Origin of the sequence: Myxococcus sp. XM-1-1-1 (genome assembly GCF_020037095.1) — a bacterium.
Taxonomy (GTDB): Bacteria; Myxococcota; Myxococcia; order Myxococcales; family Myxococcaceae; genus Myxococcus; species Myxococcus fulvus.
Genome location: NZ_JAIQDH010000002.1, coordinates 575,105 through 599,357 on the forward strand (window position 1 = coordinate 575,105; position 24,253 = coordinate 599,357).

Annotated in this window: 20 protein-coding genes and 1 pseudogene; 11 read left to right on the forward strand and 10 right to left on the reverse strand. The window is 70.0% G+C overall.

All coding sequences use genetic code 11. The features are described 5' to 3' along the window. Positions 1–34: 34 nt before the first annotated feature. Positions 35–1,003: a lipase gene (locus tag K8640_RS06400; protein WP_223746250.1), complete on the reverse strand. Its 969-nt coding sequence runs from the start codon at positions 1,001–1,003 to the stop codon at positions 35–37. Between K8640_RS06400 and speD the strand changes: the two genes are divergently transcribed. The 7 genes from speD to K8640_RS06435 all read left to right on the forward strand — a co-directional run bounded on the left by speD (position 993) and on the right by K8640_RS06435 (position 9,531). Then, on the forward strand, positions 993–1,511 hold the full coding sequence (gene speD, locus K8640_RS43065; RefSeq protein ID WP_223746251.1) for an adenosylmethionine decarboxylase: 519 nt from the start codon (positions 993–995) through the stop codon (positions 1,509–1,511). The two genes, K8640_RS06400 and speD, sit on opposite strands and share 11 nt — an antisense overlap. Next, entirely contained in the window at positions 1,508–3,409 is a 1,902-nt protein-coding gene (locus tag K8640_RS06410) for a DUF4178 domain-containing protein (RefSeq protein ID WP_223746252.1), read from the forward strand. Before speD ends, K8640_RS06410 begins: the two co-directional genes overlap by 4 nt. 30 nt (positions 3,410–3,439) lie before the next feature. Continuing rightward, on the forward strand, positions 3,440–3,601 hold the full coding sequence (locus K8640_RS06415) for a hypothetical protein (protein ID WP_223746253.1): 162 nt from the start codon (positions 3,440–3,442) through the stop codon (positions 3,599–3,601). Continuing rightward, complete coding sequence (locus tag K8640_RS06420) at positions 3,601–3,828, forward strand: DUF350 domain-containing protein (RefSeq protein WP_046711323.1); 228 nt, start codon at positions 3,601–3,603, stop codon at positions 3,826–3,828. Before K8640_RS06415 ends, K8640_RS06420 begins: the two co-directional genes overlap by 1 nt. A gap of 47 nt (positions 3,829–3,875) precedes the next feature. Continuing rightward, positions 3,876–5,372: a polyamine aminopropyltransferase gene (locus tag K8640_RS06425; RefSeq protein WP_223746254.1), complete on the forward strand. Its 1,497-nt coding sequence runs from the start codon at positions 3,876–3,878 to the stop codon at positions 5,370–5,372. Beyond that, on the forward strand, positions 5,363–6,994 hold the full coding sequence (locus tag K8640_RS06430; RefSeq protein WP_223746255.1) for an FAD-dependent oxidoreductase: 1,632 nt from the start codon (positions 5,363–5,365) through the stop codon (positions 6,992–6,994). The genes K8640_RS06425 and K8640_RS06430 overlap by 10 nt, the downstream gene beginning before the upstream one ends. 179 nt (positions 6,995–7,173) lie before the next feature. Next, on the forward strand, positions 7,174–9,531 hold the full coding sequence (locus K8640_RS06435; protein ID WP_223746256.1) for an arylsulfatase: 2,358 nt from the start codon (positions 7,174–7,176) through the stop codon (positions 9,529–9,531). A 78-nt stretch (positions 9,532–9,609) separates the two neighbouring features. On the opposite strand, the gene K8640_RS06440 is transcribed toward K8640_RS06435, so the two are convergent. Then, complete coding sequence (locus K8640_RS06440) at positions 9,610–10,776, reverse strand: acyl-CoA dehydrogenase family protein (RefSeq protein ID WP_223746257.1); 1,167 nt, start codon at positions 10,774–10,776, stop codon at positions 9,610–9,612. 87 nt (positions 10,777–10,863) lie between these two features. On the opposite strand from K8640_RS06440, the gene K8640_RS06445 reads away from it, so the two are divergent. Then, positions 10,864–11,877 (forward strand): NADP-dependent oxidoreductase, encoded by a 1,014-nt coding sequence (locus K8640_RS06445; protein ID WP_223746258.1) that lies wholly within the window; start codon positions 10,864–10,866, stop codon positions 11,875–11,877. Between the two features lie 36 nt (positions 11,878–11,913). Here the strand turns inward: K8640_RS06445 and K8640_RS06450 are convergent, their stop codons facing one another. The 6 genes from K8640_RS06450 to K8640_RS06475 all read right to left on the reverse strand — a co-directional run bounded on the left by K8640_RS06450 (position 11,914) and on the right by K8640_RS06475 (position 18,691). Further along, on the reverse strand, positions 11,914–12,981 hold the full coding sequence (locus tag K8640_RS06450; RefSeq protein WP_223746259.1) for a hypothetical protein: 1,068 nt from the start codon (positions 12,979–12,981) through the stop codon (positions 11,914–11,916). Positions 12,982–13,068: 87 nt separating this feature from the next. Then, positions 13,069–13,413, reverse strand: a complete 345-nt coding sequence (locus tag K8640_RS06455; protein WP_223746260.1) for a hypothetical protein — start codon at positions 13,411–13,413, stop codon at positions 13,069–13,071. A gap of 101 nt (positions 13,414–13,514) precedes the next feature. After that, entirely contained in the window at positions 13,515–14,120 is a 606-nt protein-coding gene (locus K8640_RS06460) for a hypothetical protein (RefSeq protein ID WP_223746261.1), read from the reverse strand. A 6-nt stretch (positions 14,121–14,126) separates the two neighbouring features. Continuing rightward, positions 14,127–16,679 carry a hypothetical protein gene (locus tag K8640_RS06465; RefSeq protein WP_223746262.1) on the reverse strand — a complete coding sequence of 851 codons (2,553 nt, stop codon included), beginning with the start codon at positions 16,677–16,679 and terminating at the stop codon, positions 14,127–14,129. 255 nt (positions 16,680–16,934) lie between these two features. Then, on the reverse strand, positions 16,935–17,246 hold the full coding sequence (locus K8640_RS06470; RefSeq protein ID WP_046711330.1) for a hypothetical protein: 312 nt from the start codon (positions 17,244–17,246) through the stop codon (positions 16,935–16,937). Then, a complete protein-coding gene (locus K8640_RS06475; protein WP_223746263.1) occupies positions 17,243–18,691 on the reverse strand; it encodes a DUF6209 family protein in 1,449 nt (482 codons plus the stop codon). Before K8640_RS06475 ends, K8640_RS06470 begins: the two co-directional genes overlap by 4 nt. A gap of 176 nt (positions 18,692–18,867) precedes the next feature. On the opposite strand from K8640_RS06475, the pseudogene K8640_RS06480 reads away from it, so the two are divergent. The 3 genes and pseudogenes from K8640_RS06480 to K8640_RS06490 all read left to right on the forward strand — a co-directional run bounded on the left by K8640_RS06480 (position 18,868) and on the right by K8640_RS06490 (position 21,331). Next, positions 18,868–20,170, forward strand: a pseudogene (locus K8640_RS06480) (AHH domain-containing protein). Position 20,171: 1 nt separating this feature from the next. Further along, complete coding sequence (locus K8640_RS06485; protein ID WP_223746264.1) at positions 20,172–20,753, forward strand: imm11 family protein; 582 nt, start codon at positions 20,172–20,174, stop codon at positions 20,751–20,753. A 98-nt stretch (positions 20,754–20,851) separates the two neighbouring features. Continuing rightward, complete coding sequence (locus K8640_RS06490) at positions 20,852–21,331, forward strand: SgcJ/EcaC family oxidoreductase (RefSeq protein WP_141328359.1); 480 nt, start codon at positions 20,852–20,854, stop codon at positions 21,329–21,331. A gap of 7 nt (positions 21,332–21,338) precedes the next feature. Here K8640_RS06490 and K8640_RS06495 read toward each other — a convergent pair whose 3' ends face one another. Then, positions 21,339–22,691: a sigma-54 dependent transcriptional regulator gene (locus K8640_RS06495; RefSeq protein ID WP_223746265.1), complete on the reverse strand. Its 1,353-nt coding sequence runs from the start codon at positions 22,689–22,691 to the stop codon at positions 21,339–21,341. 240 nt (positions 22,692–22,931) lie between these two features. Beyond that, a complete protein-coding gene (locus tag K8640_RS06500) occupies positions 22,932–24,143 on the reverse strand; it encodes a PAS domain-containing sensor histidine kinase (RefSeq protein WP_223746266.1) in 1,212 nt (403 codons plus the stop codon). Between the last annotated feature and the right edge of the window lie 110 nt (positions 24,144–24,253).

The following is a 24,253-nucleotide window of genomic DNA, read 5'->3' on the forward strand; positions in this document are numbered from 1 at the left end:
CGCCCCGGACGTCCACCGCAGGGCACAATCCCCCTCAGCGGGGCTCGAGCGCCAGTGCCACCATCACCTCGGTGAGGTCCCCCGGGTGGTAGCGGCTGAAGCCCGGGAAGGCGCGCAGCGCGGCCTCCGCGTGGTCCATGTCCGACAGCCGCACCAGGCCCGCCCCCGGCACCTCCGCGTCCAGCGCCGTCACCATGCCGTCGGAAGCGTACTGGTAGCGCTCGTCCAGGTAGCGCTGCAGCGCGTAGAGCGACGACAGCCTCGACAGGCGCGAGGTGGCGAGCGCCACCGTGGGGATGTCCAGGGGGTAGGGGTGCCGGCGGATGAACTCCATGCGCTTCGTGTAGGACAGCTCCTCCACCGAGCGCGACACCCCGTGGAACAGCAGCGGGAAGGCGAAGTCGATGAGCCTGCGCATCTCCGGCGTGGTGGACAGGTCGTGCGCGATGGGCGAGCCGCCGTACGGCGCCTGCAGCGTCACCACCGCGCGCACCACGCGGCGCAGCTCCGGGTACAGCGCGAGCACCGCCGTGCACTCCACGCCGCCCTTGCTGTGGCCCACCAGCACCACCGAGCGCCCGAAGTGCGCCGCGTCCAGCAGCGCCTCGCGCAGCACCGCGACGTTGTCGAGCAGCAGCCCCTCGGTGTCCACCGGCGCCTCGCGCACGTCCAGGCCCCGGCGCTCCAGCCGCTGCACGTTGTCCAACAGGTACCCAGGCAGCTCGTCGCCCAGCATCCCCCGCACCAGCACGTACTGGTGACGCCACGCCTCCACCGGCAACACCGGCTCGCCGTCCCGCACCCGCGCGAGCAGCGCGTGGAAGCGCGGCGTCAGGTCCACCGACGGAGGCGCGCCCGCCGGCAGGTTCAGGAGCCAGCCAGCCATGCCGCCACAGCCCGGTCCCCACCAGCGCGGCGCGGCGGGAAGTCCTCTCAGACCTCGCGTCAGCCGGGCGATGGCCCCGGGCTCCCGCTCCGGAGAGGGCGTGGGGATGGGGGACACGGGCACTTCGGGGGGCGACGGCTGCGTCATTTCACTTGCGGAGCGTAGCGGCAAGCGCGGGCCGGACGCCAACGAGGGGGCGCCCCGGGGGCACGAGCGGCTTTCGTGCGTCGGGGCTCGTGCTAAAGAGGTGGGCAGAGGCGGGAGGACTTCGAAGCTGACGACCGGACAGGAATGGCTCGTTGACGCGAGCGGCTGCTCGCCTGGGTTGCTCAAGGACGCGGCCGCGTTGGCGGCGCTCTTCGAGGAGCTCATCGTCCTGCTGGACCTGAAGGTCGTGGGTCAGCCGCAGTGGCACGTGTTCCCGGAGCCCGGGGGCATCACCGGCCTGACGTTGCTGGCCGAAAGCCACTTGGCCATCCACACCTTCCCCGAGCATGGCTTCGCCGCGCTCAATGTCTACTGCTGCCGCCCGCGCTCCCGGCCCGACTTCGAGTCGCTGCTGGCCAGGCGCCTGGGCGCGGCCTCATGCGAGGTGCGTGAGCTGAAGCGGGGGGTGATGGCGTGAGTCAGGGGAGGTGTCCGTCGTGCGGCGCGGACGTGGAGTTCACCGCCGGCTCGGCGCAGGTCGTGGTGTGCGGACACTGCCAGACGGTGGTGGCCCGCAAGGGCGATGACTTCGAGTCGCACGGGAAGATTGGCCGCATCGTCCCCACCGACTCCCCGCTCCAACTGGGCGCGGAGGGGCGCTACGCGCGCACGGGCTTCCGGGTGGTGGGCCACCTGCAGAAGGACCATGGCGCGGGCCCGTGGGACGAGTGGTACGTGGAGTTCGACGACGGCCGCGCCGCGTGGATGAGCGAGTCCGAGGGCGCCTTCCACCTGCTGCTCGACGGCGGCGTGGAGGAGGGCCTCCAACTGGAGGACATGCACCCCGGCCAGCGGCTGAAGCTGCGCAACCGCGTCTGGGTGGTGGAGGAGCGCGGCCACGGCACGGTGGTGGCCGCCGAGGGGCAGCTCCCCAGCGATGTGGACCCCACGCAGGACTCCTATTACGTCGACGCCACGGGCTCCAACGGCGCCTTCCTCACCCTGGACTTCGGCACCCGCCACCGCGACCCGGAGGTCTTCATCGGGGAGCGGCTCAAGCTCGACCAGCTCGGCATCCCCGCCGACCAGCTGCGCCCGCGCGCGAAGCGCAAGGTGGACCTGCAGCAGGCGCGCTGCACCGAGTGCAACGGCCCGCTGGAGCTGCGCGCGCCGGACCAGTCGCTGCGCGTGGCGTGCCCGTTCTGCGGCGCGCTGCTGGATGTGCGGAAGGGCAAGCTGTCCTTCCTGCGGCTGCTCGAGAAGCCCGACCATCCGCCCCTCATCCCGCTGGGCGCGAAGGGGACGCTGAAGAACACGGAGTGGATGTGCATCGGCTTCCTCGTGCGCTCGTGCACGGTGGAGGGCGTGCGCTACCCGTGGGAGGAGTACCTGCTGTACCACCGGGCGAAGGGCTTCGTCTGGCTGATGAACTCCAACGGCCACTGGGTGTTCCTGGAGCCGGTGGCCGCCGGTGACGTGTCGCTGGCCCCGCTGACGTCCGCCTTCTTCGACAAGCGGCGCTACAAGGCCTTCCAGAACGTGCACGCGGTGACGGAGACGGTGCAGGGCGAGTTCTACTGGAAGGTGCAGGCCGGCGAGTCCGCCGAGGCCACTGAGTACGTGAATCCGCCGTACTCCCTCAACGTGGACGCCACCGAGGACGAGGTGACGTACACGCATGGCGAGTACCTGGCGCCGGAGGTCATCCAGAAGGCCTTCAACCTGGAGAAACTGCCTTCGCCCGAGGGCATCCAGCCCAGCCAGCCCAACCCCTTCTCCGAGCGGATGAAGTCCACCTTCCTGTGGTCCTTCATCTGGTTTTTGGGGCTGTTGGTGCTGTCGGGCTTCTTCTCCATCAGCGCGCTGAACCGGGTGGTGCTGGAGGAAGGCGTCAAGCTGCCCCCGGAGGCGATGTCCAACACGCCCTCCGCCACGCGCTTCAGCGCGCCGTTCGAGCTGACCAAGCGCGGCAACGTGAAGGTGGAGCTGTCCTCGGGGCTGGGCAACAGCTGGATTGGCGTGCAGGGCGACCTGGTGAACCAGGACACCGGCGACGTGACGAGCTTCTACCAGGAGCTCAGCTACTACTATGGCCAGGACAGCGACGGCTCCTGGTCCGAGGGCAGCCCGAGCGAGAGCCTGTACCTGTCCGCGCTCCCCGCGGGGAAGTACGTGCTGCGCACCACGGCGTCCTTCGATGCGTCACCCCAGCCGGTCGACCGTGGCTACCACGTGAAGCTGGTGCACGACGTGCCCAACGGGAGCTGGTTCTGCGTGGCGCTGGTGCTGCTGCTGCTGGGGCCGGTGTTCGCGTTCTTCCGCTCGCACAACTTCGAGACGCGCAGGTGGGCGGACAGCAACCTGGGCAATCATTAGGCTCGCGATGGCACGACACGGAGGCGGGGCATGAAGTGGTTCGGAGGCGTGGTGCTCGCGGCGTACGCGACCATGATGTTGACCGCGTGGTCGCCGTTCACGCGTGAAGAGAAGGACCGGGTGCCGGGCACCGTGAAGCGCGGCCCGGGCGGCATCCTGCTGTGGACTGGTGGTTTTCAGGGAGGGAAGTGATGCTGTTACTCGGCGTCGTCGTGAGCTGGCAGGGTGTGCTGGCGAGCGTCATCTATTCGCTCATCGGCCTGGCGGTGTTCGTGGCGGGCTTCTACGTCATCCGCCTCATCATGCCGTTCGACGTGCACAAGGAGCTGGAGGTCGACCAGAACACGGCGGTCGGCATCGTCATCGGCTCGTTCATCCTCGGCCTGTCCATCATCGTGGCCGCGGCCATTGGTGGTTGACGAGGATTTTGCCGTCGGGCCCACCGACGCGGCCGTGAAGTGACGACGTGAACAAGACGCTGCTGTACATCACCGTCATCGTCATCGCGACGTGCGGGCTCGTCTACGAGCTCGTCGTCGGGGCGCTGGCCAGCTACCTGCTGGGCGACTCCATCACCCAGTTCTCCACCGTCATCGGTGGCTACCTCTTCGCGATGGGCATCGGCAGCTACCTGTCGCGCTACATCGACAAGGGGGTGGCCCAGCGCTTCGTGGAGGTGGAGCTGGCGGTGGCGCTCCTGGGCGGCATCTGCGCGCCGGTGCTGTTCCTCACCTTCACGCTGACGGACATGTTCCAGGTGGCGCTGTACGGCAGCGTCATCGTCATCGGCGCGCTGGTGGGGCTGGAGATTCCGCTCCTCCTGCGCATCCTCAAGGACCAGCTGAAGTTCAAGGACCTGGTCAGCCAGGTGCTGTCGCTCGACTACCTGGGCGCGCTGGCGGCGAGCGTCGCGTTCCCGTTGCTCCTGGTGCCCAAGCTGGGGCTGGTGCGCACGTCACTGTTGTTCGGCATCCTGAACGCGGCGGTGGGCCTGTGGAGCACGTGGCTCCTGGCGCCGCTGCTGGGCAACCCGCTGCGCCTGCGCATCAAGGCGGTGGTGCTGACGGTGTTCCTGGTGGTGGGCTTCGCGCTGGGAGACAGGCTGACGACGTTCTACGAGGACCAGCTCTACGCGGACGACGTGGTGCACGCGTCCAGCTCACCGTACCAGCGCATCATCCTGACGCGCGGCAAGCGGGGCTTCTCGCTGTTCCTCAACGGCAACCTCCAGTTCGCGAGCCTGGACGAGTACCGCTACCACGAGTCGCTGGTGCACCCGGCCATGGTGCGCGCGGGCAAGGTGGAGCACGTGCTCATCCTGGGCGGCGGCGACGGGCTGGCCGCGCGCGAGGTGCTGCGCTACCCGGAGGTGCGCTCCGTGACGCTGGTGGACCTGGACCCGGCCATCACGGGCCTGGCCATGCGCTTCGACGAGCTGGTGAAGCTCAACCACCACTCGCTGACGGATGCGCGCATGCGCGTCATCAACACGGACGCGATGCAGTTCCTGATGGAGGGGACGCAGCAGTACGACGTGGTCATCGTCGACTTCCCGGACCCGAACAACTTCGCGCTGGGCAAGCTGTACACCACGGGCTTCTACAAGCTGCTCAAGAAGCGGGTGGCGCCCGACGGCGTGGCGGTGGTGCAGAGCACCAGCCCCCTGTTCGCGCGGCGCTCCTTCTGGTGCGTGGAGAACACGCTCAGGGCCGCGGGTTATTGGACGGAGCCCTACCACGCGCTGGTGCCGTCCTTCGGTGAGTGGGGCTACGTGCTGGTGGCGCACGAGGCGCCCGGGCACCACCGCGCGCTGCCCGAGGGCCTGCGCTTCCTGGACCTGCCCACGCTGGAGTCGCTGACGCGCTTCCCTCCGGACATGGGCCCGCTGCCCACGGAGGTGAACCGGCTCAACAACCAGGTGCTGGTGCATTACTACGAGGAGGAGTGGCGGCGGTGGAACTGACGCGGCGGGAGCTCATCGCCGCGTTCCTCGGCTCGGCGGTGGCCAGCGCGTGCAAGCGCGACGCTCCCCGCGCGCCCATCCCCGGCGCCGTGGTGGACCGGGCGGTGGAGGTGGGCCACAAGCTGCGCGGCGGCCCGCTTCCTGTCGCCCAGACGGTGGAGCCGGTGGACGTGCTGGTGGTGGGCGGCGGCATCGCCGGCCTGTCCGCCGCGTGGCGGCTGATGGGCGCGGGCGTGAAGGACGTGCGCGTGGTGGAGCTGGAGGCGGACGTCGGCGGTACGTCCCGCTCCGGGCGCAACGCGGTGACGTCCTTCCCCTGGGGCGCGCACTACCTGCCGGCGCCCACGGAGGACCGGGGCCCGGTGGTGCGGCTCTTGCGCGAGATGGGCGCGGTGTCGGGCGTGGACGCGCAGGGCCTGCCGACGTTCGAGGAGACGCTGCTCATCCAGGAGCCGGACGAGCGCCACTTCTACCGGGGCCACTGGTACGAGGGGCTCTACCTGCGCGTGGGCGCCACGGCCGCAGACTTGGCCGAGCTGGAGCGCTTCGATGCGCGGATGAACGCCTTCGCCGCCGCGCGCGACGCGAAGGGGCGCAAGGCCTTCGCGGTGCCCACCTCTCGCTCCAGCGACGACGCGGAGTGGACGGCGCTGGACGCCTTGAGCATGGCCCAATGGCTGGAGCGCGAGGGCTTCCACTCCACGCGGCTGAAGTGGCTGGTGGACTACGCGTGCCGCGACGACTACGGCGCCACGTCCGAGCACGTCTCCGCGTGGGCGGGCATCTGGTACTTCGCCGCGCGCCAGGACGGGCAGGGCGAGCGCAGCGAGGGCTTCCTGAGCTGGCCCGAGGGCAACGGACGGCTGGTCCAACAGCTGTCGAGCTCGCTGCCGCCGCGCGCGGTGGAGCGCGACGTGCTGGTGCACACCGTGACGCCTTCGGTGAAGGGGTGCCGCGTGGACGCGCTGGATGCGCGCACGGGCCAGCCGCGCTCCTTCCAGGCGCGTCAGGTGGTGCTGACGTGTCCCCGCTTCATCGCCGCGCACGTGGTGGCGCCGTGGCGCGCGCAGCGGCCCGCGTGGCTGTCCGCGTTCACCTACGCGCCGTGGGTGGTGGCGAACCTGACGTTGTCCTCGCCGCCTGTGTCCCGGGGCTTCCCGCTCGCGTGGGACAACGTGTTCCAGGAGAGCAAGAGCCTGGGCTACGTGGTGGCCACGCACCAGCGGCTGCGCCAGGACGAGAACGGCCCCACGGTGCTCACGTGGTACCTGCCGATGGCGGGCGGGGACGTGAAGGCGGAGCGGGAGAAGGCGCTCTCCGCCAGCTACGCGGACTGGGAGGCGCTCGTCATGGCGGACCTGCGCCCCGCGCACCCGGGAATCTCCGCGCAGGCGCAGCGGCTGGAGGTCCAGCGCTGGGGCCACGCCATGGTGCGGCCGACGCCCGGCTTCATCTGGGGGCCGGAGCGCCAGGCCGCGCAGGAGAGCCTGGGGCCCAGCCTGCACTTCGCGCACACGGACCTGGGGGGACTGGCCCTCTTCGAGGAGGCGAACTGGTTCGGGGTGAAGGCCGCGGAGCGCGTGCTGGCGGGACTGGGCGTGGCCTCCGAGAGCTGGCTGTAGCGCGAGTGACGTCCAGGGGCTGTCGAGCTGGGCCCTGCTCGCCCGGCTCCACCCTGGGGACAGCGGTGGCTGTCCGATGCTGTGTCCATTCCTGAGCTTCGGGGCCGGTGCGGTGTCCTCCCGTGACGGGGGCTCGCGGACGCGGCTCGCGGTGTCACGTCTTCTCGGAGGCAAGGGACATGTCGCTCAAGGAATACACGCCGGGCAGTGCCTTTCCCGGCACCATCGGTCGCACGTGGGAGCAGTCCTCACCGGCCTGGCCCCGGCCGCTGCGCGCGAAGGACGGCGCGCCGAACGTCCTCTTCATCGTCCTGGACGACACGGGCTTCGGGCACCTGGGCTGTTATGGCTCGCCCATCCACACGCCGAACCTGGACCGGCTGGCGAAGGGCGGACTGCTCTACAACAGCATGCACACCACCGCGCTGTGCTCCCCCACGCGCTCGTGCATCCTCACCGGTCGCAACCACCACTCCAACGGCATGGCCACCATCACCGAGGTCTCCCTCGGGTATCCCGGCTACAACGGCACCATCCCCTTCGAGAACGGGTTCCTCTCGGAGATGCTGCAGGAGCAGGGGTACAACACGTATGCCCTGGGCAAGTGGCACCTGACGCCCGCGGAGCAGACGAGCGCGGCGGGGCCCTACAACCGCTGGCCACTGGGGCGCGGCTTCGAGCGCTTCTACGGCTTCCTCGGCGGCGACACGCACCAGTACTTCCCGGACCTGGTCCACGACAACCACCCGGTGCTCCCGCCGAAGACGCCCGAGGAGGGCTACCACCTCACCGAGGACCTGGTGGACCGCGCGGTGGACTTCATCGCGGACTCCAAGCAGGTGGCGCCGGACAAGCCCTTCTTCATGTACTTCTGCACGGGCGCGATGCACGCCCCGCATCACGTGCCCAGGGAGTGGGCGGACAAGTACAAGGGCCAGTTCGACGACGGCTGGGACGCGTACCGGAAGAAGGTCTACCAGCGCCAGCTGAAGCTGGGCGTGATTCCTCCGGGCACGAAGCTGTCCCGGCACGACCCGGACGTGGCGGAGTGGGAGACGCTGTCCGCCGACGAGCGGCGGCTCTACGCGCGGATGATGGAGGTGTTCGCCGGCTTCCTGGAGCACACGGACCATCACATCGGTCGGCTGCTGAAGTTCCTGGAGGAGACCGGTGAGCTGGACAACACGCTCATCATGGTCATCTCCGACAACGGCGCGAGCGCGGAGGGCGGGCCGCACGGCTCCGTCAACGAGCTGAAGTTCTTCAACAACACGCCCGAGTCGCTGGAGCAGAACCTGGAGGCCATCGACGAGCTGGGCGGGCCCAGGTACTTCAACCACTACTCCTGGGGCTGGGCGTGGGCGGGGGATACGCCGTTCCGCCGGTGGAAGCGGGAGGTGTACCGCGGCGGCACCACGGACCCGTTCCTGGTCCACTGGCCCAAGGGCATCCGCGCGCGCGGCGAAATCCGCTCGCAGTACTGCCACGCCATCGACATGGTGCCCACGGTGCTCGACTGCCTGGGGCTGACGCCGCCGGCCGCGCTGCGCGGGGTCACCCAGTCTCCCATCGAGGGCGTCAGCTTCCGCCACACCTTCGACGACGCTCGGGCGGAGAGCCGGCACCGCACGCAGTACTTCGAGATGTTCAGCAACCGCGCCATCTACCACGACGGTTGGCGTGCGGTGTGCCCCTTCCCGGGCCCTTCGTTCACCGAGGCGGGCGAGGGCTTCGGCGAGTCGAAGCTCACCGAGGAGCGGCTGCGCCAGCTCGACGCGGAGGGGTGGGAGCTGTACCACGTGGCGGAGGACTGCTCGGAGACGAAGAACCTCGCGTCCGAGGAGCGGGGCAAGCTCATCGAGATGATTGCCCTCTGGTACGTGGAGGCGGGGCGCTACCAGGTCATGCCGCTCGCGTCGCCCGACCGGGCCGTCTTCTCCGAGGAGCGGCCGCAAATCACCCGGGACCGCAAGCGCTACGTGTACCGCCCGCACACGTCACCGGCGCCGGAGAACGTGGCGGTGCACGTGCTCAACCGGCCACACTCCATCACCGCCAGGGTGGACGTGGAGGGCGACGCGGAGGGCGTGCTGCTCAGCCACGGCGGGCTCACCGGCGGCTACACCTTCTTCATCCAGGACCGGCGGCTGCACTACGTCTACAACTTCGTGGGCGAGCGCGAGTTCCACATCGAGTCCGGAGTGGAGATACCCGAGGGGCCCTCTGAGTTGAGGTTCGAGTTCGAGCCCACGGGGGCGCCGGACCTGGCCGAGGGCAAGGGCGCGCCGGGACGCGGGCGGCTGTTCATCGACGGGGAGCTGGTGGCGCAGAGCGACATCGCCGCCACCATGCCGTTGGTCATCAGCCTGGGCGAGGGGCTGACGTGCGGACGGGATGACAACTCCGCGGTGAGCTCGATGTACCGCGCGCCCTACGCGTTCCGCGGCGGCACGCTGCGCGAGGTCGTGGTGGACGTCTCGGGCGAGCACCTGCGCGACGAACAGTCCGAGCGCAAGACGGCGATGGCCCGGCAGTAGGCATGGGGTGACACGTCGTCGCCCCTCGGGGCCCGGTCTCTTCCCAGCGCTTCAGGGAGGCCGGGCCCCTTTTTCGTGTCACAGCACGGGCGTCGGCGGGTCGAAGCCCAGGAGGATTCCGCCGGTGAGCTCCAGCGTGGGCCGGGCCACCATGGCGTGCTGGGTGAGGGTGTGCACGTCGCGCAGGCAGCGCTGGAGCGCGCTCGTGTGGAAGACGGCGGGGCCTCCCGCGGCCTCGTACATGAGGTCCACGGCGCGCGCGGAGCTTCGTGTGGCGTGGGTCATGGCCAGGCGCAGCTCGGCCCTCGCGCGCACCGAGGCGGGGCCGCGGGAGGCCTCGTCGAAGACGGCGTGAATCGTCTCCAGCGCGAAGGCACGCGAGGAGCGCACGAGGGCCTCGGCCTCGGAGACGGCCTCCTGCACCGCGGGGCGCGCGGCCAGCAGCCTGCGCTCCACCACCACCGTCTTCTGGCGGGCCAGCAGGGTCAGCTCGTCGATGGCGCGCCGGGCGATGCCGAGCGCCACCGCGGGGATGCCCAGGCCGAGCAGGCCGAAGGGGAAGCCATACAGCGGCCGGGCGACGCGCGGGGGCGCGAAGAACGAGAAGCCATGGTCGTCCGGAACGAAGAGGTCCTTCACCTCCATGTCGCCGCTGCCCGTGCCGCACAGGCCCGCGGCGAACCACGTGTCGTGCAGCGTGACGTGCTCGGCGGGGAAGAAGAACAGGCGAGTCTCCGGCACGCCCTCGCGCACCATGCGGGGCTTGCCGCCCTCCGTCACCAGCGCGCCGCCAATCAGCCAGTGGCAGTGCTGACTGCCGCTCGCCCAGGTCCAGCGGCCGGTGACGCGGTGGCCACCCTCGACGCGCTCGGCGCGGCCCAGGGGCGCGGCCACGCCGCCGGTGATGACGTCCGGCCGTGAGAAGATGGCGCGGCCCACGGCCTCCGGGAGCCACGCGGCCGTCAGCGCGGTGGCCGCGCCAATCATCGCGTTCCAGCCCGTGGCGCCGTCCGCGCGCGCGAGCGCCTCGATGACCTGGAACGACAGCGCGGGGTGCAGCTCCAGGCCGCCGTAGGTCTCGGGAATCATCATCCGGAAGACGCCGGCGCGGTTGAGCTCGGAGACCAGGTCCGCGGGCAGGCGGCGCGCGCTCTCGATTTCGGCCGAGCGCTCGGACAGGCGCGGCGCGAGCTCCCGGGCGGTGGCGAGCAGGGGATGGACGGGGGGCGTGGGGAGACTCGTCATGGTGGACAGCCTAGGAAGACATGACTTCCTGTTGCCAGTCGGAGGTGGACGGAAGAAGGTGGGGCGCCTCGAACCCGGAGCCTGTCGATGAGCCCTCTGCCGAGCCGTCACATCGTCCTCGCGCGCCACATTCCCGGGCGTCCGGAGCCGGAGCACTTCCGGTTGGAGCCGGTGGAGGTGGGCGAGCCCGGGGAGGGGGAGCTGCGGGTGCGGACGTTGTTCGCGTCGGTGGACCCGGGGACGTTGGCGCGGCTGGGCGGCGTGGACTCGTATGCGCCGGCGTTGAGGCCCGGAGAGGTCATCGGGAGCGCGACGGTGGGCGAGGTGTTGGACTCGCGGGACGCGCGCTACGCGGTGGGGGACGTGGTGGCGGGCGGGTGGGGCTGGCGCGAGCACGCGGTGGTGAGCGCGAAGGGGCTGCGCAAGGTGGAGCGCGGAAGCGAGTCCCTGTCCGCGGAGCTGGGCGTGTTGGGCATCCCGGGGCTGACGGCGTACTTCGGCATCCTGGAGCTGGGGCGCCCCCAGGAAGGCGAGACGGTGCTGGTGTCCTCGGCGGCGGGCGCGGTGGGCTCCGTCGCGGGACAAATCGCGAAGCGTCAGGGGGCGCGGGTGGTGGGCATCGCCGGTGGGGCGGAGAAGTGCCGCTGGGTGAAGGACGCGCTCGGCTTCGACGCGGTCATCAACTACCGGGCGGAGGTGGACCTGGGCGCGGCGATTCGACGCGAGTGTCCACGGGGCGTGGATGTGTACCTGGACAACGTGGGCGGGACGATGCTGGACACGACGCTTGCGTGCATGGCGCTCAGGGGCCGCGTCGTGGTGTCGGGACTGGTGGCGGACTACGGCGTGCCGCCCGAGCAGCGCGCGGGCCTGAAGAACACGCCGTTCCTCATCACCCACAGGCTGCGCATGGAGGGCTTCGTGGTGCTCGACTACTTCGCGCGCTTCGGCGAGGCGCGGACGGCGCTGCGCGAGTGGCTCCAGGACGGCACGCTGAAGCACCGCGAGCACGTGGCGGAGGGACTCGAGTCCGCGCCCGCGCTCTTCGCCGGGCTGTTTCGCGGCGAGAACTTCGGGCGCGCGGTGGTGCGGGTGGGGTGAGGCGCGCCACGGCATCGCGGCGCGCCTCGGGGGAGGCTAGCCGTTGGGGCCGGGGCAGGTGGGGATGAGCCCGTCCGGGGTGGAGGTCAGGTCGTTGCAGTTGCGGCAGTCGAGCGGACAGGACTGGGTTGTCTCGCCACCGTTGCAGACGAAGTCACCGCACTGGGCGCAGTCGCTCCCGCACGTCCTCGAGCTCTCGCTGTTGCTGCAGACCCCATCGCCGCACCAACCGCAGTCATCGGCGCAGGAGGTGGCGGTCTCCCGGGGGCCGCAGATGCCATTGCCGCAGACGGTGCAGTCCGACGCGCAGCTCAGCTCGCCTTCGTGGGCATTGCAGCTGTTGTCGCCGCAATAGACATACGCGGCGTGGGCCGTGTAGAGCGTCGTGTTCCCTCCCTCCGTGACGATGGCCTTGGCCGCCCACTGGAAGTCGTAGGCCACGGTGTAGGCGTTGGCGTTCCGGGTGTCCTCGTCGTCGGTGAAGATGACACCCGCTCCCTTGCCGAAGCGGAAGTAGGGTGTCGCGAAGACGCCATACTCGAACTCGAGGATGGGCAGCGAGCTGGCGGGAGTCGTCGCCCCCGTGAAGAGGCAGAAGTACAGGGTCGTGTCCCGACCCTGCAGGTTGGGCCAGATGTTGGCCGAGTTCGAGTTCGAGTTCATGTTGTCGCGGTCTTCGTTGTCGAAGTAGCGACTGAACTCGGCGCTGCCCGCGGGACAGCTCGCCCCCAGCTTCAGCAGCGCGAAGTTGCTCGACGGGCCCGCGCTGGTCGAGAGCGCCCTGAACTTGTTCCCGTCGACCCGACAGAAGGTGAAGGTGGTGTTGCCGGCCCCGTTCACCTGGGTGGCCCCCACCCAGCCGCTGACAGAGCTGGTCTGGCGGCTGTCCTCGTTGTCCATGTGAATCCAGACGGTGGGAGCGAAGGCCGGGCAGCCACCCGCGGGCGCAATGACTCCCACGTCATTCGTGCTCAACGGGGCGGACGAGGAGGCGACGACCTCGATATCCGGTTCGAGGTGCGAGGGTTGCAGGTCTTCTTGACCACAGCCCAGTTGCGTGGAGCACAGCGCCCAGACCACGAGTCCACGGACGACATCGCGCATGAATCCCCCCAGGGGTTTGATTGACAGGCGCAGTCTGGTTGCTTCTGTAGTTTAGTCAATGATTTGTGAGAGGGTTTCCTGGGGCCGTCAGGGCTTGGCCGTGGCGCCGAGGTGGGTGACGTAGCGCGTCGGGATGCCGGAGGGCGTCCAGGGACCCGACGTGCGCTCCGTGTCCACCGCGATGATGACGATGTCCTTTCGCTGCCCCAGCGCGACGAGCTCGCTGGGGCGCGGCTCCACGGCGCCGGCGGCGCCGCTCACCCCCTCGGGGAAGAAGAGGGCGCGGTCCTTTTCCAGATAGAGCACCGGGATGCTCGCGCCCTGGGCCTCGGCGTCCTCGGGCGCGAAGACATGCACCGTGCTCCCAAGCGACTCCAGGCGCAGCCCACAGGACGTGAGCAGGACGGACAGGGTGAGAAGCCAGCGGCGCATGACCATTCTCCGTGCCCCGACGCGAGGCCGGGCACCGCGATTCGTGTGGGACCCATGGGGATGGGCGTGTGTGTCTGTCGTTGCCGGGGCGTCCCTCCGCCTCAGGTGGGCGGAGCGACGTCGCAGCGCCCGGAGGCGCGTCGGGTGAGGTCTTCCGCGACGGAGCGCAGCAGCGTCCCCGTCAGGCTGCTGCGGCCTGCCTCTGCCTCTTCATCCTTCCACCGCAGCCACGAGGCCATGCGTCCCAGGCTGGCCGCCGTCACCACGTTCAGCCTCACCTCCACCTGGACGACGAAGCGGTCGGCCACGTCGGGGCGGGACTCCAGCGTCCAGGCGACGCGCTCCAGTTCCAGCGCCGAGGGCCCTTGTGGAAGCAGCCGTCCATCCAGCAGATAGCCCTCGCGGCCGTAACCAATCACCTGCGTGAGCCGCGCGCCGTCCAGCCGGGTGTTGAACCACAGCGTCCGGCGCTTCCACAGCGACAGCTCCACCTCCACCTTGCCCGCCATGCCCAGCCGCACCAGCCGGTCCAGCTCCTCCGAGAGGAAGGCGAAGGCCTCCGGGCGCACCAGCACGCGCCGACCGGAGAGCGTGGCGGTGCAGGCGACGCGAGGCTCCTCCGCCAGGGCCTGGGGCGCGAACAGCCCCAGCGCGGCCACCATCGCCGCGCCGAGCCTGCGTCTGCGGTGTATTCCCGTGCGTGCCATGGGCCTCTAGAACGTCCGCACGAAGAACAGGCGCGCCTCGGGCGTGGCCGTGGCCTTCTCGTCCGTGCGCCACGCGACGTCCATGCGCACGTCGTCGGTGAAGTGGAAGCTCGCGCCCACGCCGAGTCGCGGGTCCGTCCACTCGCCCTCCCCGCGCACCGTGCCCAGGTCCGTGAAGAGACCGAAGGCATGCCACCGGTACTCGGCGCTCGCGAGCATGGACACGTCGCCCTTGAACTCCTTGAAGCCGAAGCCTCGCAGCGCCGTCCACCCACCGAGCGCCTCGCGCTTCTGCTCAGGCAGGTTGTCACCGCCCGCGCCCCGCAGGCGCAGCCGCAGCCCCGTCTTCGCGCTGGTGGGCACCACCAGGGAGGCGTCGCCCACCAGCTTCCAGAACCGCTCGTCCGCGCCGGTGGTCGCCGGCCCCTCGCCCACCTCCAGCGTCATGAAGGCGTGCAGGAACGGGCGGTGGTCCCAGTCCCCGTCAATGTCGAGCAGCGCCGTCTCCGGCGTGCGGAACAGCGAGCCCACCTTCGTTCCGCGTGGCGCGTTGCTGGCGTACTCCACCCGGGCCACCACGGACTGGAAGCGGCCCTCCGTCACCGGCGCGTTGGGGAAGGGCGGCGAGTCGCGGCGGAACAGCGAGAGCGGCGGGGAGAAGCTGCGCAGCGTCTCGTAGCGGTCCGAGTGGTACTCGACGCCCGCGAGCCAGTCGGACCAGCGGAACGTGGCGAAGCCCGCCACGCCCTTGCGGCGAAAGTAGTCGCGGTCCGGCCGGTTGATGAGCGCCGAGTACAGCGACGAGTCGATGTCGCTCATCCGCCAGCGGTCCAGCGTGTCGGTGAAGTCGTGCGCCTGGGCGCCCAGCTCCGCCAGGCCCACCGCCGGAATCTCCACCTTCGCGCCGCCGAGCAGGTTCACCCGGCGCTGCCGCTTCGTGCCCTCGGGGTCGTCGGGGATTTTCTGGCCGCCCAATCGCAGCGCCAGGAACGCGGCGGCGTCGAGCGTGGTGTGGATGCGGTCCTTCCCATCCCAGAGGCGCAGCGAGCCCGCCAGGCCCGGCGCCAGTCCCGTCACCTGCGTGTGGATGGGCAGCAGGGACACGTCGACGTCCGGGCGGCGCGGGCGCACGTGCACCACCAGCTTGCGACCCTCCAGGGTGATGCCGTCCCCGTCGCGGCCGTGGCGCCAGGACTCGAAGAGCTCGCCCCAGCTCAGCTCGACCTCGACGTTGTCGCGGCGGCGCTTCTCCTTCCGCTTCTGCTCCTGCGTCCGGTAGTGGCGCACGCCATCGGCGGTGCGCTCCTCGACGATGCGCGCGTCGCGGCGCCGGGCCGTGTCCCGGGAGTCGGTGTCCACGCTCTTCGCCTCCAGGAACGGCAGGCGGGCCTCCAGCCGCTCCATGGCGCGGCGCGCGTCGCTGCGCAGGAAGACGTCTCCGGGCTTGAGGTCCAGCGCGTCGCGCACGCGGTCGGCGATGGCGCCCTCCACGCCCACGACGTCGACGGCCTCCAGTCGTCCCTCGTCCACGATGACGGTGAGCTTGCCGTCCGGCGTCAGCGTCCCCGAGAGGCTCGCGAGCATGTAGCCGTCCGAGCGCAGCTCCCTCAACGCGCGCTGCAGCGCGGCCGTCACGCCGCCGAGGACGATGCCCGGGCGGTACGTGTCCTTGTCCATTCGGGCCAGCCACTCGCGGGGCGGGTGCTGGGGCGGGCAGGGCCTGGTGACGGTGAGCGTGCCGCGCGCGCCGTTCACCCGAAGGGTGGCGACGAACTCCTCGTCCTCCTCGTCGCCGTCCTCGTCCGGGTAGCGCGGCGGCAGGTGGAGCAGCTCCTCCAGGATTTCATCGAGCTGGAGGTCCCGCAGGCCCTCGACCTCCACCTGGGTGACGATGGGGTGCTCCTCCAGGTGGATTTCGAGCACCGCGGCGCCCTGCTCGGTGACGCGCACGCGGGGCTCCACGCGGGAGAACAGGCCCGTGCGCGCGAGCCGGCGCAGCGTCTGCCGGAGATTCGCCGGTGTGGGCGTGCTGCCCTCCTCCGGGGTGGGACGGATGAAGGCGCGGACCTGGGCGTCTGTCAGCCGATGCAGGCCGTGCAGCTCGAGCGTGGTCGGCGTGAGCGCGCGGCCGTCGACGTCGAGCTGGAGCGGCGCGAGCACGGACAGCTCGTCGCTGTCGTCGTCCTCCAGGTCCTCGTCCTCGCACAGGTCGCGCTGCTCGCGTGACGCGTCCTTGCGGCCGTCGCGCGACTTCTTGCCGCGCTTCGAGCGCTGGTGCTCGGCGCGTGCGTCCTCCTCGGACGTCTTCACGCGGAGCTGACCGTAGTCGCCCTCGGGCTCGGACGCGTGCTTGTCGTCACGCTCGTCGTCGGCTCGCGGGTCGCGCCCCTCGGGCTGGGCGGCGCTCCCTGGACTCGCCGTGGTGGCGGGGCCAGGCGTGGTGGAGGAGGGCGTGTCGACGGCCTGGGGCCCGGCGGCGACGCCAGCGTCCGGCACGGACTGGGCGCCGGAGGCGAGGGAGACGAGGCAGGAGAGAAGCGCGAGGCGGTTCATGCGCATGGGACAGAGCACGCTGCGTTCCAGCCGCCGCGTCGTGACAAGTGCTTGAAAGGACGAGGGCCGGCCAGCCGTGTCGATGTCATGGGCACATCCTGATGTCGAATCCGGATGTGATACTGACATCGCGCCCCGCGATTGCGGCACGTCTTCACGCCTGTCCCGAGGGAGCACTCCGGGTCCCGGAGGCTCGCGCTGTCGGAGGACGTGGGTGTGTCAGACGGGGCGCGGCCTTCCGGCCCGGCGTCCCGCTTCGTCTCAGCCCGGGAACTCGGCCTGGTGCGCGTCCCACCACTTCAGCCAGCCGCGCCGGTTCGCCTCCAGGTCCCCCACGACGCCCTCGCCGAAGGTGGTGACGCCGGTGATGCGGCGCAGCGCCGCGCCCCAGAACACGCTGCCGTGGCGATAGCGCTCGATGATGAGCGGCACCGCCGCGCGCCCGAGCCCCACGAGCGACTCGAAGGACGGATGCTGGACGAACACGAAGGGATTGGATGCCTCCCGGTGCTCCTCGCAGTGCCGCTCCCACTCCGCGGCCAGGGCGTCGAAGCGCTCGCTGGACGGGCTCATGACACGCTCACCGGCCGGGGCCGCACGTAGACTCGCACGGGCGCACCATACGAAGGCCCGGTGAGGTCGTCAGCGCTGTTGTGACGGATGAGCGGCTGGGTGCCGATCTTGCTCGTGAAGCGGCCCTGCTCGTCCATCAGCGCGCCGTGCGTCACCTCGAGCGGGCCGTTGCCCGTCACCGGCTTGCGGCCGTAGATGACCACCTTCTCCAGCGTGGGGTCGTGGCTCAGGTCCAACGTGTCGAGCGGCTGGTAGCCCTGCTGCGCGTAGAGCTTGTCGAAGTCCTCCACGCGCGTGCCCGGCCAGACCCACTCGTTGCGGTTGCCCAGCGTCCACGCGATGCAGTTGTAGCGCTGTGACGAAGGGCCGATTCCCACGAACTTGTCCGCGCTGAGGTTGGGGAAGCTCTTGCTGCGCAAGAGCTCGTTCTTCCAGCCCGGCTCCGCGTCGTCGCGCGTGACGCCCACGGAGAACTTGAAGTTCTGCCCGTTGGCGGAGTCCCACGTCGTGTTGTCGTCCGCCTTGCCGCGGAACCAGACCTGCACGTCCGTGGCCTCGAAGGGCACGCGGACCGAGGGCATGAACGCGCCGCCCTTGCCGCCGTCCTGGGCCTGCAGGTCCAGCGGGAACTCCAGCGGCGGCTCGCCGTTGAAGGAGACGCAGGCGACGACCTCGGTGGGCGTCTTGCCGCCCGCGAGCGACTTGAGCCGGTCCTGGTCATACGCGAGCTGCAGCTTGTCGCCCGCGCGCAGCGTGCCGTCCACCTGCGTCTGGAAGTCGTCGGTGAAGGACACCGTCGCGCCCTCGGCGGAGGCGATGGAGGCGTCGCTGCTCGGGTCCCACTGGTTGCTGGTGCGCCCGGACGCGTCCGTGGTGCGGAAGGAGATGCGCACCAGGCCCGTCGCGTCTGGAGGGACGTCGAAGGTGCCCGGCTGGAGGTTCAGCCGGCCCTGTGCGTCGCGCGTGCCGTCCGACATGGGGACGACGTTCTCCGCGCCGCCGGGGACCAGCCGCCACACCAGCTCCACCTTCTGGTGCTGCGACGAGAAGCGCGCCGGGTCCGCCGTCACCGTCAGCGGCTTGCCCGCCTCCGCGTGGAAGGAGGGGCCACGGCCCGAGCCGGTGGGCAGGTGGACCTGTCCCTGGCCCTCGACGTGCGCCGTGGCGGTGCGCTTGCCCGAGCCGAAGTGGGCCGAGTACCCCGTGGCCGCGTGGAGCTGGGGCTGGATGTCCGCGGCCTTGGAAGGCAGGGCGACCGCCGCCGTCGGGAGCGCGGTGCCCAGGAGGGACGCGTTGGGGCGGGCGGCGCGCGACTCGAACTGGTCGACCTTGGCGCGGGTCTGGGAGGACTTGTCGCCGGTGGCCCGGGCCGACCGCTCGCGCTCCGGGGTGAGGCCCGTCTGCGCGGTGGGGACGAAGGTGGGGCGGCCGATGCGGTTCGACATGGGGCGACTCTTCCTGTGGGGCGACCTGGGGGTGGCCGCATGGGATTATCGCCCCGGGGCTTCCTGGGTTTCCTGCTCACTGGGAGTCGCACGGGGAATCCCGTTGAAGTTGCTGGACACTGGACCCAGGATGCCATCCGCCCTGGATTTCGGGAGATTCACCTTCGGGGGACTCTATGAGGTGGGTTGGGATACTCCCGCTGCTGTTGCTCACGGCCGGTTGTGCCACCGGCCGCGTCGTCCAGCTCGACACGGGGAGCGGTCAGCGGGTCGTCCACGAGTCCGTGGACGTTGACCCGGTCGAGGTCACCGAGGATGAGTTCAAGTCCGCCCTCACGGCACTCATCCTCGACCTTCGGATGGACGTCGCCTTTCGCGAAGCGGACGAGGCCGACCAACGAGGTTGGGTGCGGTCCAGGACGCTGCTCGCGTCCTCGAAGGGCATTGTGGACTCAGGCCATGGAGGCTCGCCCGAGTCGCTGTCCGCGCGCATCTGCCCTGATGGCGATGAGTGCCTGACCCTCGTTGGGGCAACGGGTCTGACCTTCTCTCGCAGGGACCGGACGTTGATGGCGCTGTCGTTTCGCGCTCGATACTGTTTGGGAGAGCGTCGAGGTGGAGGTCGGCAAGGTGCTGAACCCGGCGGCACTCAAGGCCCTGCTGACCTCGGCTGCTTTGACAGTGCTCCTCACGATGGCTCTTCCTGAGCCCATCACGAAGGTCATCGCGGTGGCGTTGACGGCGGCGATGGTGGCCTACCTGGGCGTCCTGCCGGTCTGGGAGATCGGCCGGGGCTTCGTGAGGTTGTGGGACGACGCGGAGCGAGCAACGAGCGTCATCGAGTTGCAGGACATCGGGCATCGGTTCGGGAGGGTGTTGGGGACGAACGGCACGCGCGTCCTGGTGCTGCTCGTCACCGCGGCGCTGGGCGGCAAGAACGCCATGGCGGCTCAAGGTCCGAAGCTCCCTGGCTTCTCGCAAGCCGTGGTCCGAGCGCGGGCTGAATCGGGGTTCCAGCTCGGAGCGGCGATGAATGGCGGTGTGACTTCGATGGCGCTTCCCGCCGCCGGCGTGCTCCATGTCGCGCTGGCGCCTGGCGCAGCCGCTGCCCTGGCGATGTACTCGGATGGGCGGATTCCCGGTGACGAGGTCGGGCCTGTTCACCACATCTGCACGAACAAGAACTCGATTTCGGATGCAACAGGGGGGCCGTGGACGCCCGAGTGTGAGCGCATCTTCAAGAAGGCCGGTATGAGTCTGGAGGATGCGGCAAACAAGGTGCGGCTCAAGGGGCACGAGGGCCCTCACCCCGAGCTGTACCATCGAGAGGTCATGCAGCGCCTCGACCGCTCTGTTTCGCGTTGCCGGACGATAGAGACCTGTCGTGCAAGCTTGACGGAGGAGCTGGCGCAGATCGCGAACGAGCTGATGACGCCGGACTCCAAGCTTCGGCGTTTCATCGTGAAGGTGGAGGAGTAGGGTGGAGCGCCACTTCTATTGGGTGAGGCTTGCCAATGTGCCGCATTGGCTCCTTGAAACGCCAACACGAGCCTCTGGCGAGGCGTTCGATGAGCCTTGGATGTTCACAGAAGGGCACGTCCTTGTAGATCCTGGGCCCCTCAAAGCGCGGATTTCACATCCCGGCCAGAAGCGCACATTCCTGTTCGCGGGGGTCGAGGAAACGCCCCTCGGTCATGAAGAAATCGCTGACGTCTTCCGAACCCTGGCACCCGATGACGTTCAACTCTTCCCTGTGTCAATCGAGGGAGAGTCTGATAGGAGCTTCGTCGTCAATGCCATCAAGGCGGTTGATGCCATTGATGAGGCACGGTGCGCGGAAGTGCAGCACTACCGCGAAGGAACCTTCCCTGAGTTCGCAGGTCAGTACCGTTGGATCTACGGGCTTCGCATCGACCCCTCGAAGACCGAGGGCGCGCAGGTCTTCCGGCTGAAGAAGTTCAAGGTCGCGCTCGTTGTTTCCGAAGACATCAAGAACGCACTCGAAGGAGTCGGGAACCTTGGAGTGTCATTTGAACGCGTGACGGGCCCCAGCGAAGGATAGAATGGCACGCCAAGGCCACCACCCACCCCGAGAACCCTCTGATGCTCGCTGACCTGCTCCCCGAACTGCCCCTCGACACCGCCCGGAGGTTTCGGGTGATGACCGCGTGCGCATGGCTGATGTTCCCCCTGGCGTGTTCACACGTGGACCACACGCGGGACGAGCAGCGGATTCGTGAGCAGGTGGACGCGCAGACGGCGGCTTGGAACCGCCAGGACGCGGTGGTGTGGTCCCAGGACTTCGCGCCCGACGCGGACTTCATCAACATCGCGGGGACGATGTTCGAGGGGAAGGCGCAGATCCAGGAGCGCCACGCGGCCATCTTCGAGTCGCTGTTCAAGGGCAGCCAGAGCAAGGTGACGGTGCGCCGCATCTCCTTCGTCGGCGACGACGTGGCGGTGGTGGACACGACGCACGAGGTGACGGGCCATCCGGGCCTTCCTCCGGGCGTGCAGAACACCGAGCCGGGAGTCCTGAGGACGCAGATGCGCTACGTGATGCAGCGCTCGGCGGACGGCGCGTGGCGCATCGTCGCGGGGCAGAACACGGACGTGAAGCCGCGGCCCGCGGCTCCGTGAGGCGCTGTCAGCTCACGGGGAGCCCGAGCGCCTTGATGCGACGGTAGAGGTTGCCCCGGTCCACCTGGAGCAGGCGTGCGGCGCCGGCGATGCTCTCGCCTTCCTGGAGCGCGGCGCGGATGAGCTCACGCTCGAAGTCCTCGACGTGCTCGCGGTAGCTCTTCTCGCCCACGCTGGCGCGCTTGGGGGTGGGGGAGGCGAGGGGGCCGGAGACGGCCTCCGGTCCGAGCAACATCGGCCCGTCGCCGCGCAGCAGGTTGAGCCGCTCGATGACGTTGCGCAGCTCGCGCACGTTGCCGGGCCACGGGTAGGCGCGCAGGGCCACCTCCGCGCCGGGCGCGAGCGTCAGGGGCACCTCGCGTCCGGCGAACTCCGCGGCGAAGGCGCGGGCGAGGGGGAGCAGGTCCTCGGGGCGCTCGCGCAGCGGCGGGATGTGGAGCGGCATCACGTTGAGGCGGAAGAAGAGGTCCTGTCGGAAGCGGCCGTCCTTCACCGCGCGGGCGAGCTCCTGATGGGTGGCGGCGAGCACACGCGCATCCACCGGCACGGGCGCCGAGCCGCCAAGTCGCTCGACCTCGCGTGTCTCCAGCACGCGCAGCAGCTTGGCCTGCAGCTCCAGCGGCATGTCGCCAATCTCGTCGAGGAACAGCGTGCCGCCGTGGGCCTGCTCGATGCGCCCCGCGCGCCGACTGTGCGCGCCGGAGAACGCGCCCTTCTCGTGGCCGAACAGCTCGCTCTCCAGCAGCGTGGACGGGATGGCCGCGCAGTTGACGGCGACGAGGCGTCCCTTGCGGCCCGAGGCCAGGTGCAGCGCGCGTGCGACGCGCTCCTTGCCGGTGCCGGTCTCGCCGGTGATGAGCACCGCCGTGTCGCTCGGGGCCACGCGGGTGATGAGCCGGCGCAGGGCCTCCATGGCGGGGCTGTCGCCCACGAGGTGTCCAGGGCGGGCGAGCGCGTCCAGCAGTCGCTCTCGCTCCTCCTGGAGCGCGCCGAGCGCCAGTGCGTTGCGCAGCGCCGTGAGGAGTCGCTCGGGGGAAGGGGGCTTCTCCACGAAGTCGGTGGCGCCGAGCTTCAGGGCCTGCGCGGCTTCGGAGGGAGAGGCTTCGCCCGACAGCACGACGACGGGCACGGGCAGGGGGCGGGGCAGTCGCGCGAGGAACTCCAGGCCTGTCTCTCCGGGCATGCGGAGGTCGAGCAACATCATCGCGGGCGGAGCCTCGGGGGCATCGAGGACGCGGGTCGCCTCCGCGGTGGAGCGGGCCTCGACGACAGTGAAGCCCTCGTCGCTCAACAGGCCCCGCAGGGCTTTGAGGACGCCGGGGTCGTCATCGATGACGAGGATGCGAGGGCCGGGCTTCATGACGGAGACACCTGGAGAGGTTGAGGCACGAGGGGATGCTCCACGTCGTGCGGGAGGCAGCGCATGGCATCGAGGACGCCAGGGTCGTCATCGACGACGAGGATGCGGGGGCCGGACTTCATGACGGAGACACCTGGAGGGGCCGTGGCACCAGGGGGACTCCACGCCGCGCAGGAGGTCGCGCACCGGCGTCGAGGATGCCAGGGTCGTCATCGACGACGAGGATGCGCGAGCCGGGCTTCATGACGGAGACACCTGGGCGGGCGGAGGCACGAGGGGAAGCTCCACGCTGGCGAGCGTACCGCCGCCCGGCGCGGGCTCCAGGCGAAGCTGTCCGCCGTGCTCGTGCGTGATCTTCTGCGAGATGGGCAGCCCGAGTCCGCTGCCCTCGGGCTTCGTGCTGAAGAGTCCACGGGTGAGCGCCGCGCCCTCGAGGACACCCGGGACGCCGCTGCCTCCATCCGTCACGGTGACGCGCACGCCGCCCGTGGAGGACTCCTCCACGCAGACGCGCACCGGAGCGGCGCTCTCGGAGGATGCCTCGGTGGCGTTCTTCACGAGGTTGCCGAAGAGGCGGCGAAGTCCGTCCGGGTCCGCGCGCAACGAGACCTCGGGACCGGGGACGAGCTCCACGGGGACCGCAGACGTCCGCGCGTACAGTGAGCAGACCTCGGAGAGCAGCGGCCGGAGCGGCACGTCCTGGAAGTGCGGCGCGGGCAGCCGCGCGAAGGTAGAGAAGCTCTGCGTCATGCGCATGAGCAGCTCCACCTCTTCCTGGAGCAGCGCCACGGACTCGGAGATGCGCGTGGTGTCCGCGGCAGACGCCGGGTCCGAGCGCGACAGCCGCGCGAGCGAGAGCTTCATCGCCGTGAGCGGGTTCTTCAGCTCATGGGCCAAGGCGCGCGCCACGTCCTGCCATGCGGCGATCTGCTCGGCGGACTTCGCGCGCTCGCGTTGTGCGACCAGCTCCTGTCCCATCCGGTTGAACTGGCCCAGGAGGAACTGGAGCTCGTCGCGCGGCGGGTCGACGGCAGGCAGACGCACCGACAGGTCGCCACGGGCATAGGCCCACATGCCCTCGGTCAACGTCGTCACCGGCCGGGTCAGCGCGCGGCCGAGCAGCACGGCGGCCAGCGCGAGCACACAGCCCGAGACGAACACGAGCACGGTGATGAACGCGGGGACCCGGCGCGCCAGTGCCCGTCGGGTCAGCTCCGCCTGCGCGAGGTTCAGCCGCGCCTCGTCCAGTGCGTCACGAGAGAGCCCTTGTCGCTCCAGGTTCACGGACACCTCGTCCAGCACGGCCTCCACGGGCGCGACGGAGACGGACAGCACACGCTCCAGGACGCCCTGCGCCACCACGCCCAGCAACACCAGGGGCACGAGTCCCGCCAGGAGCATCACCGCCAGGAGCCGACGACGGAAGCGAGGGGGCGGGGGCGTGGAGGACATGGCGGAAGCTTCGGGAAGGAGGTCGACAGGCGCACTACGCGGGAGCCGCGCCGCGCTTGCAAGCCCCTCCACTTCCCGGCGCGGACTGAATCGCCGCGAGGGCCGGACAC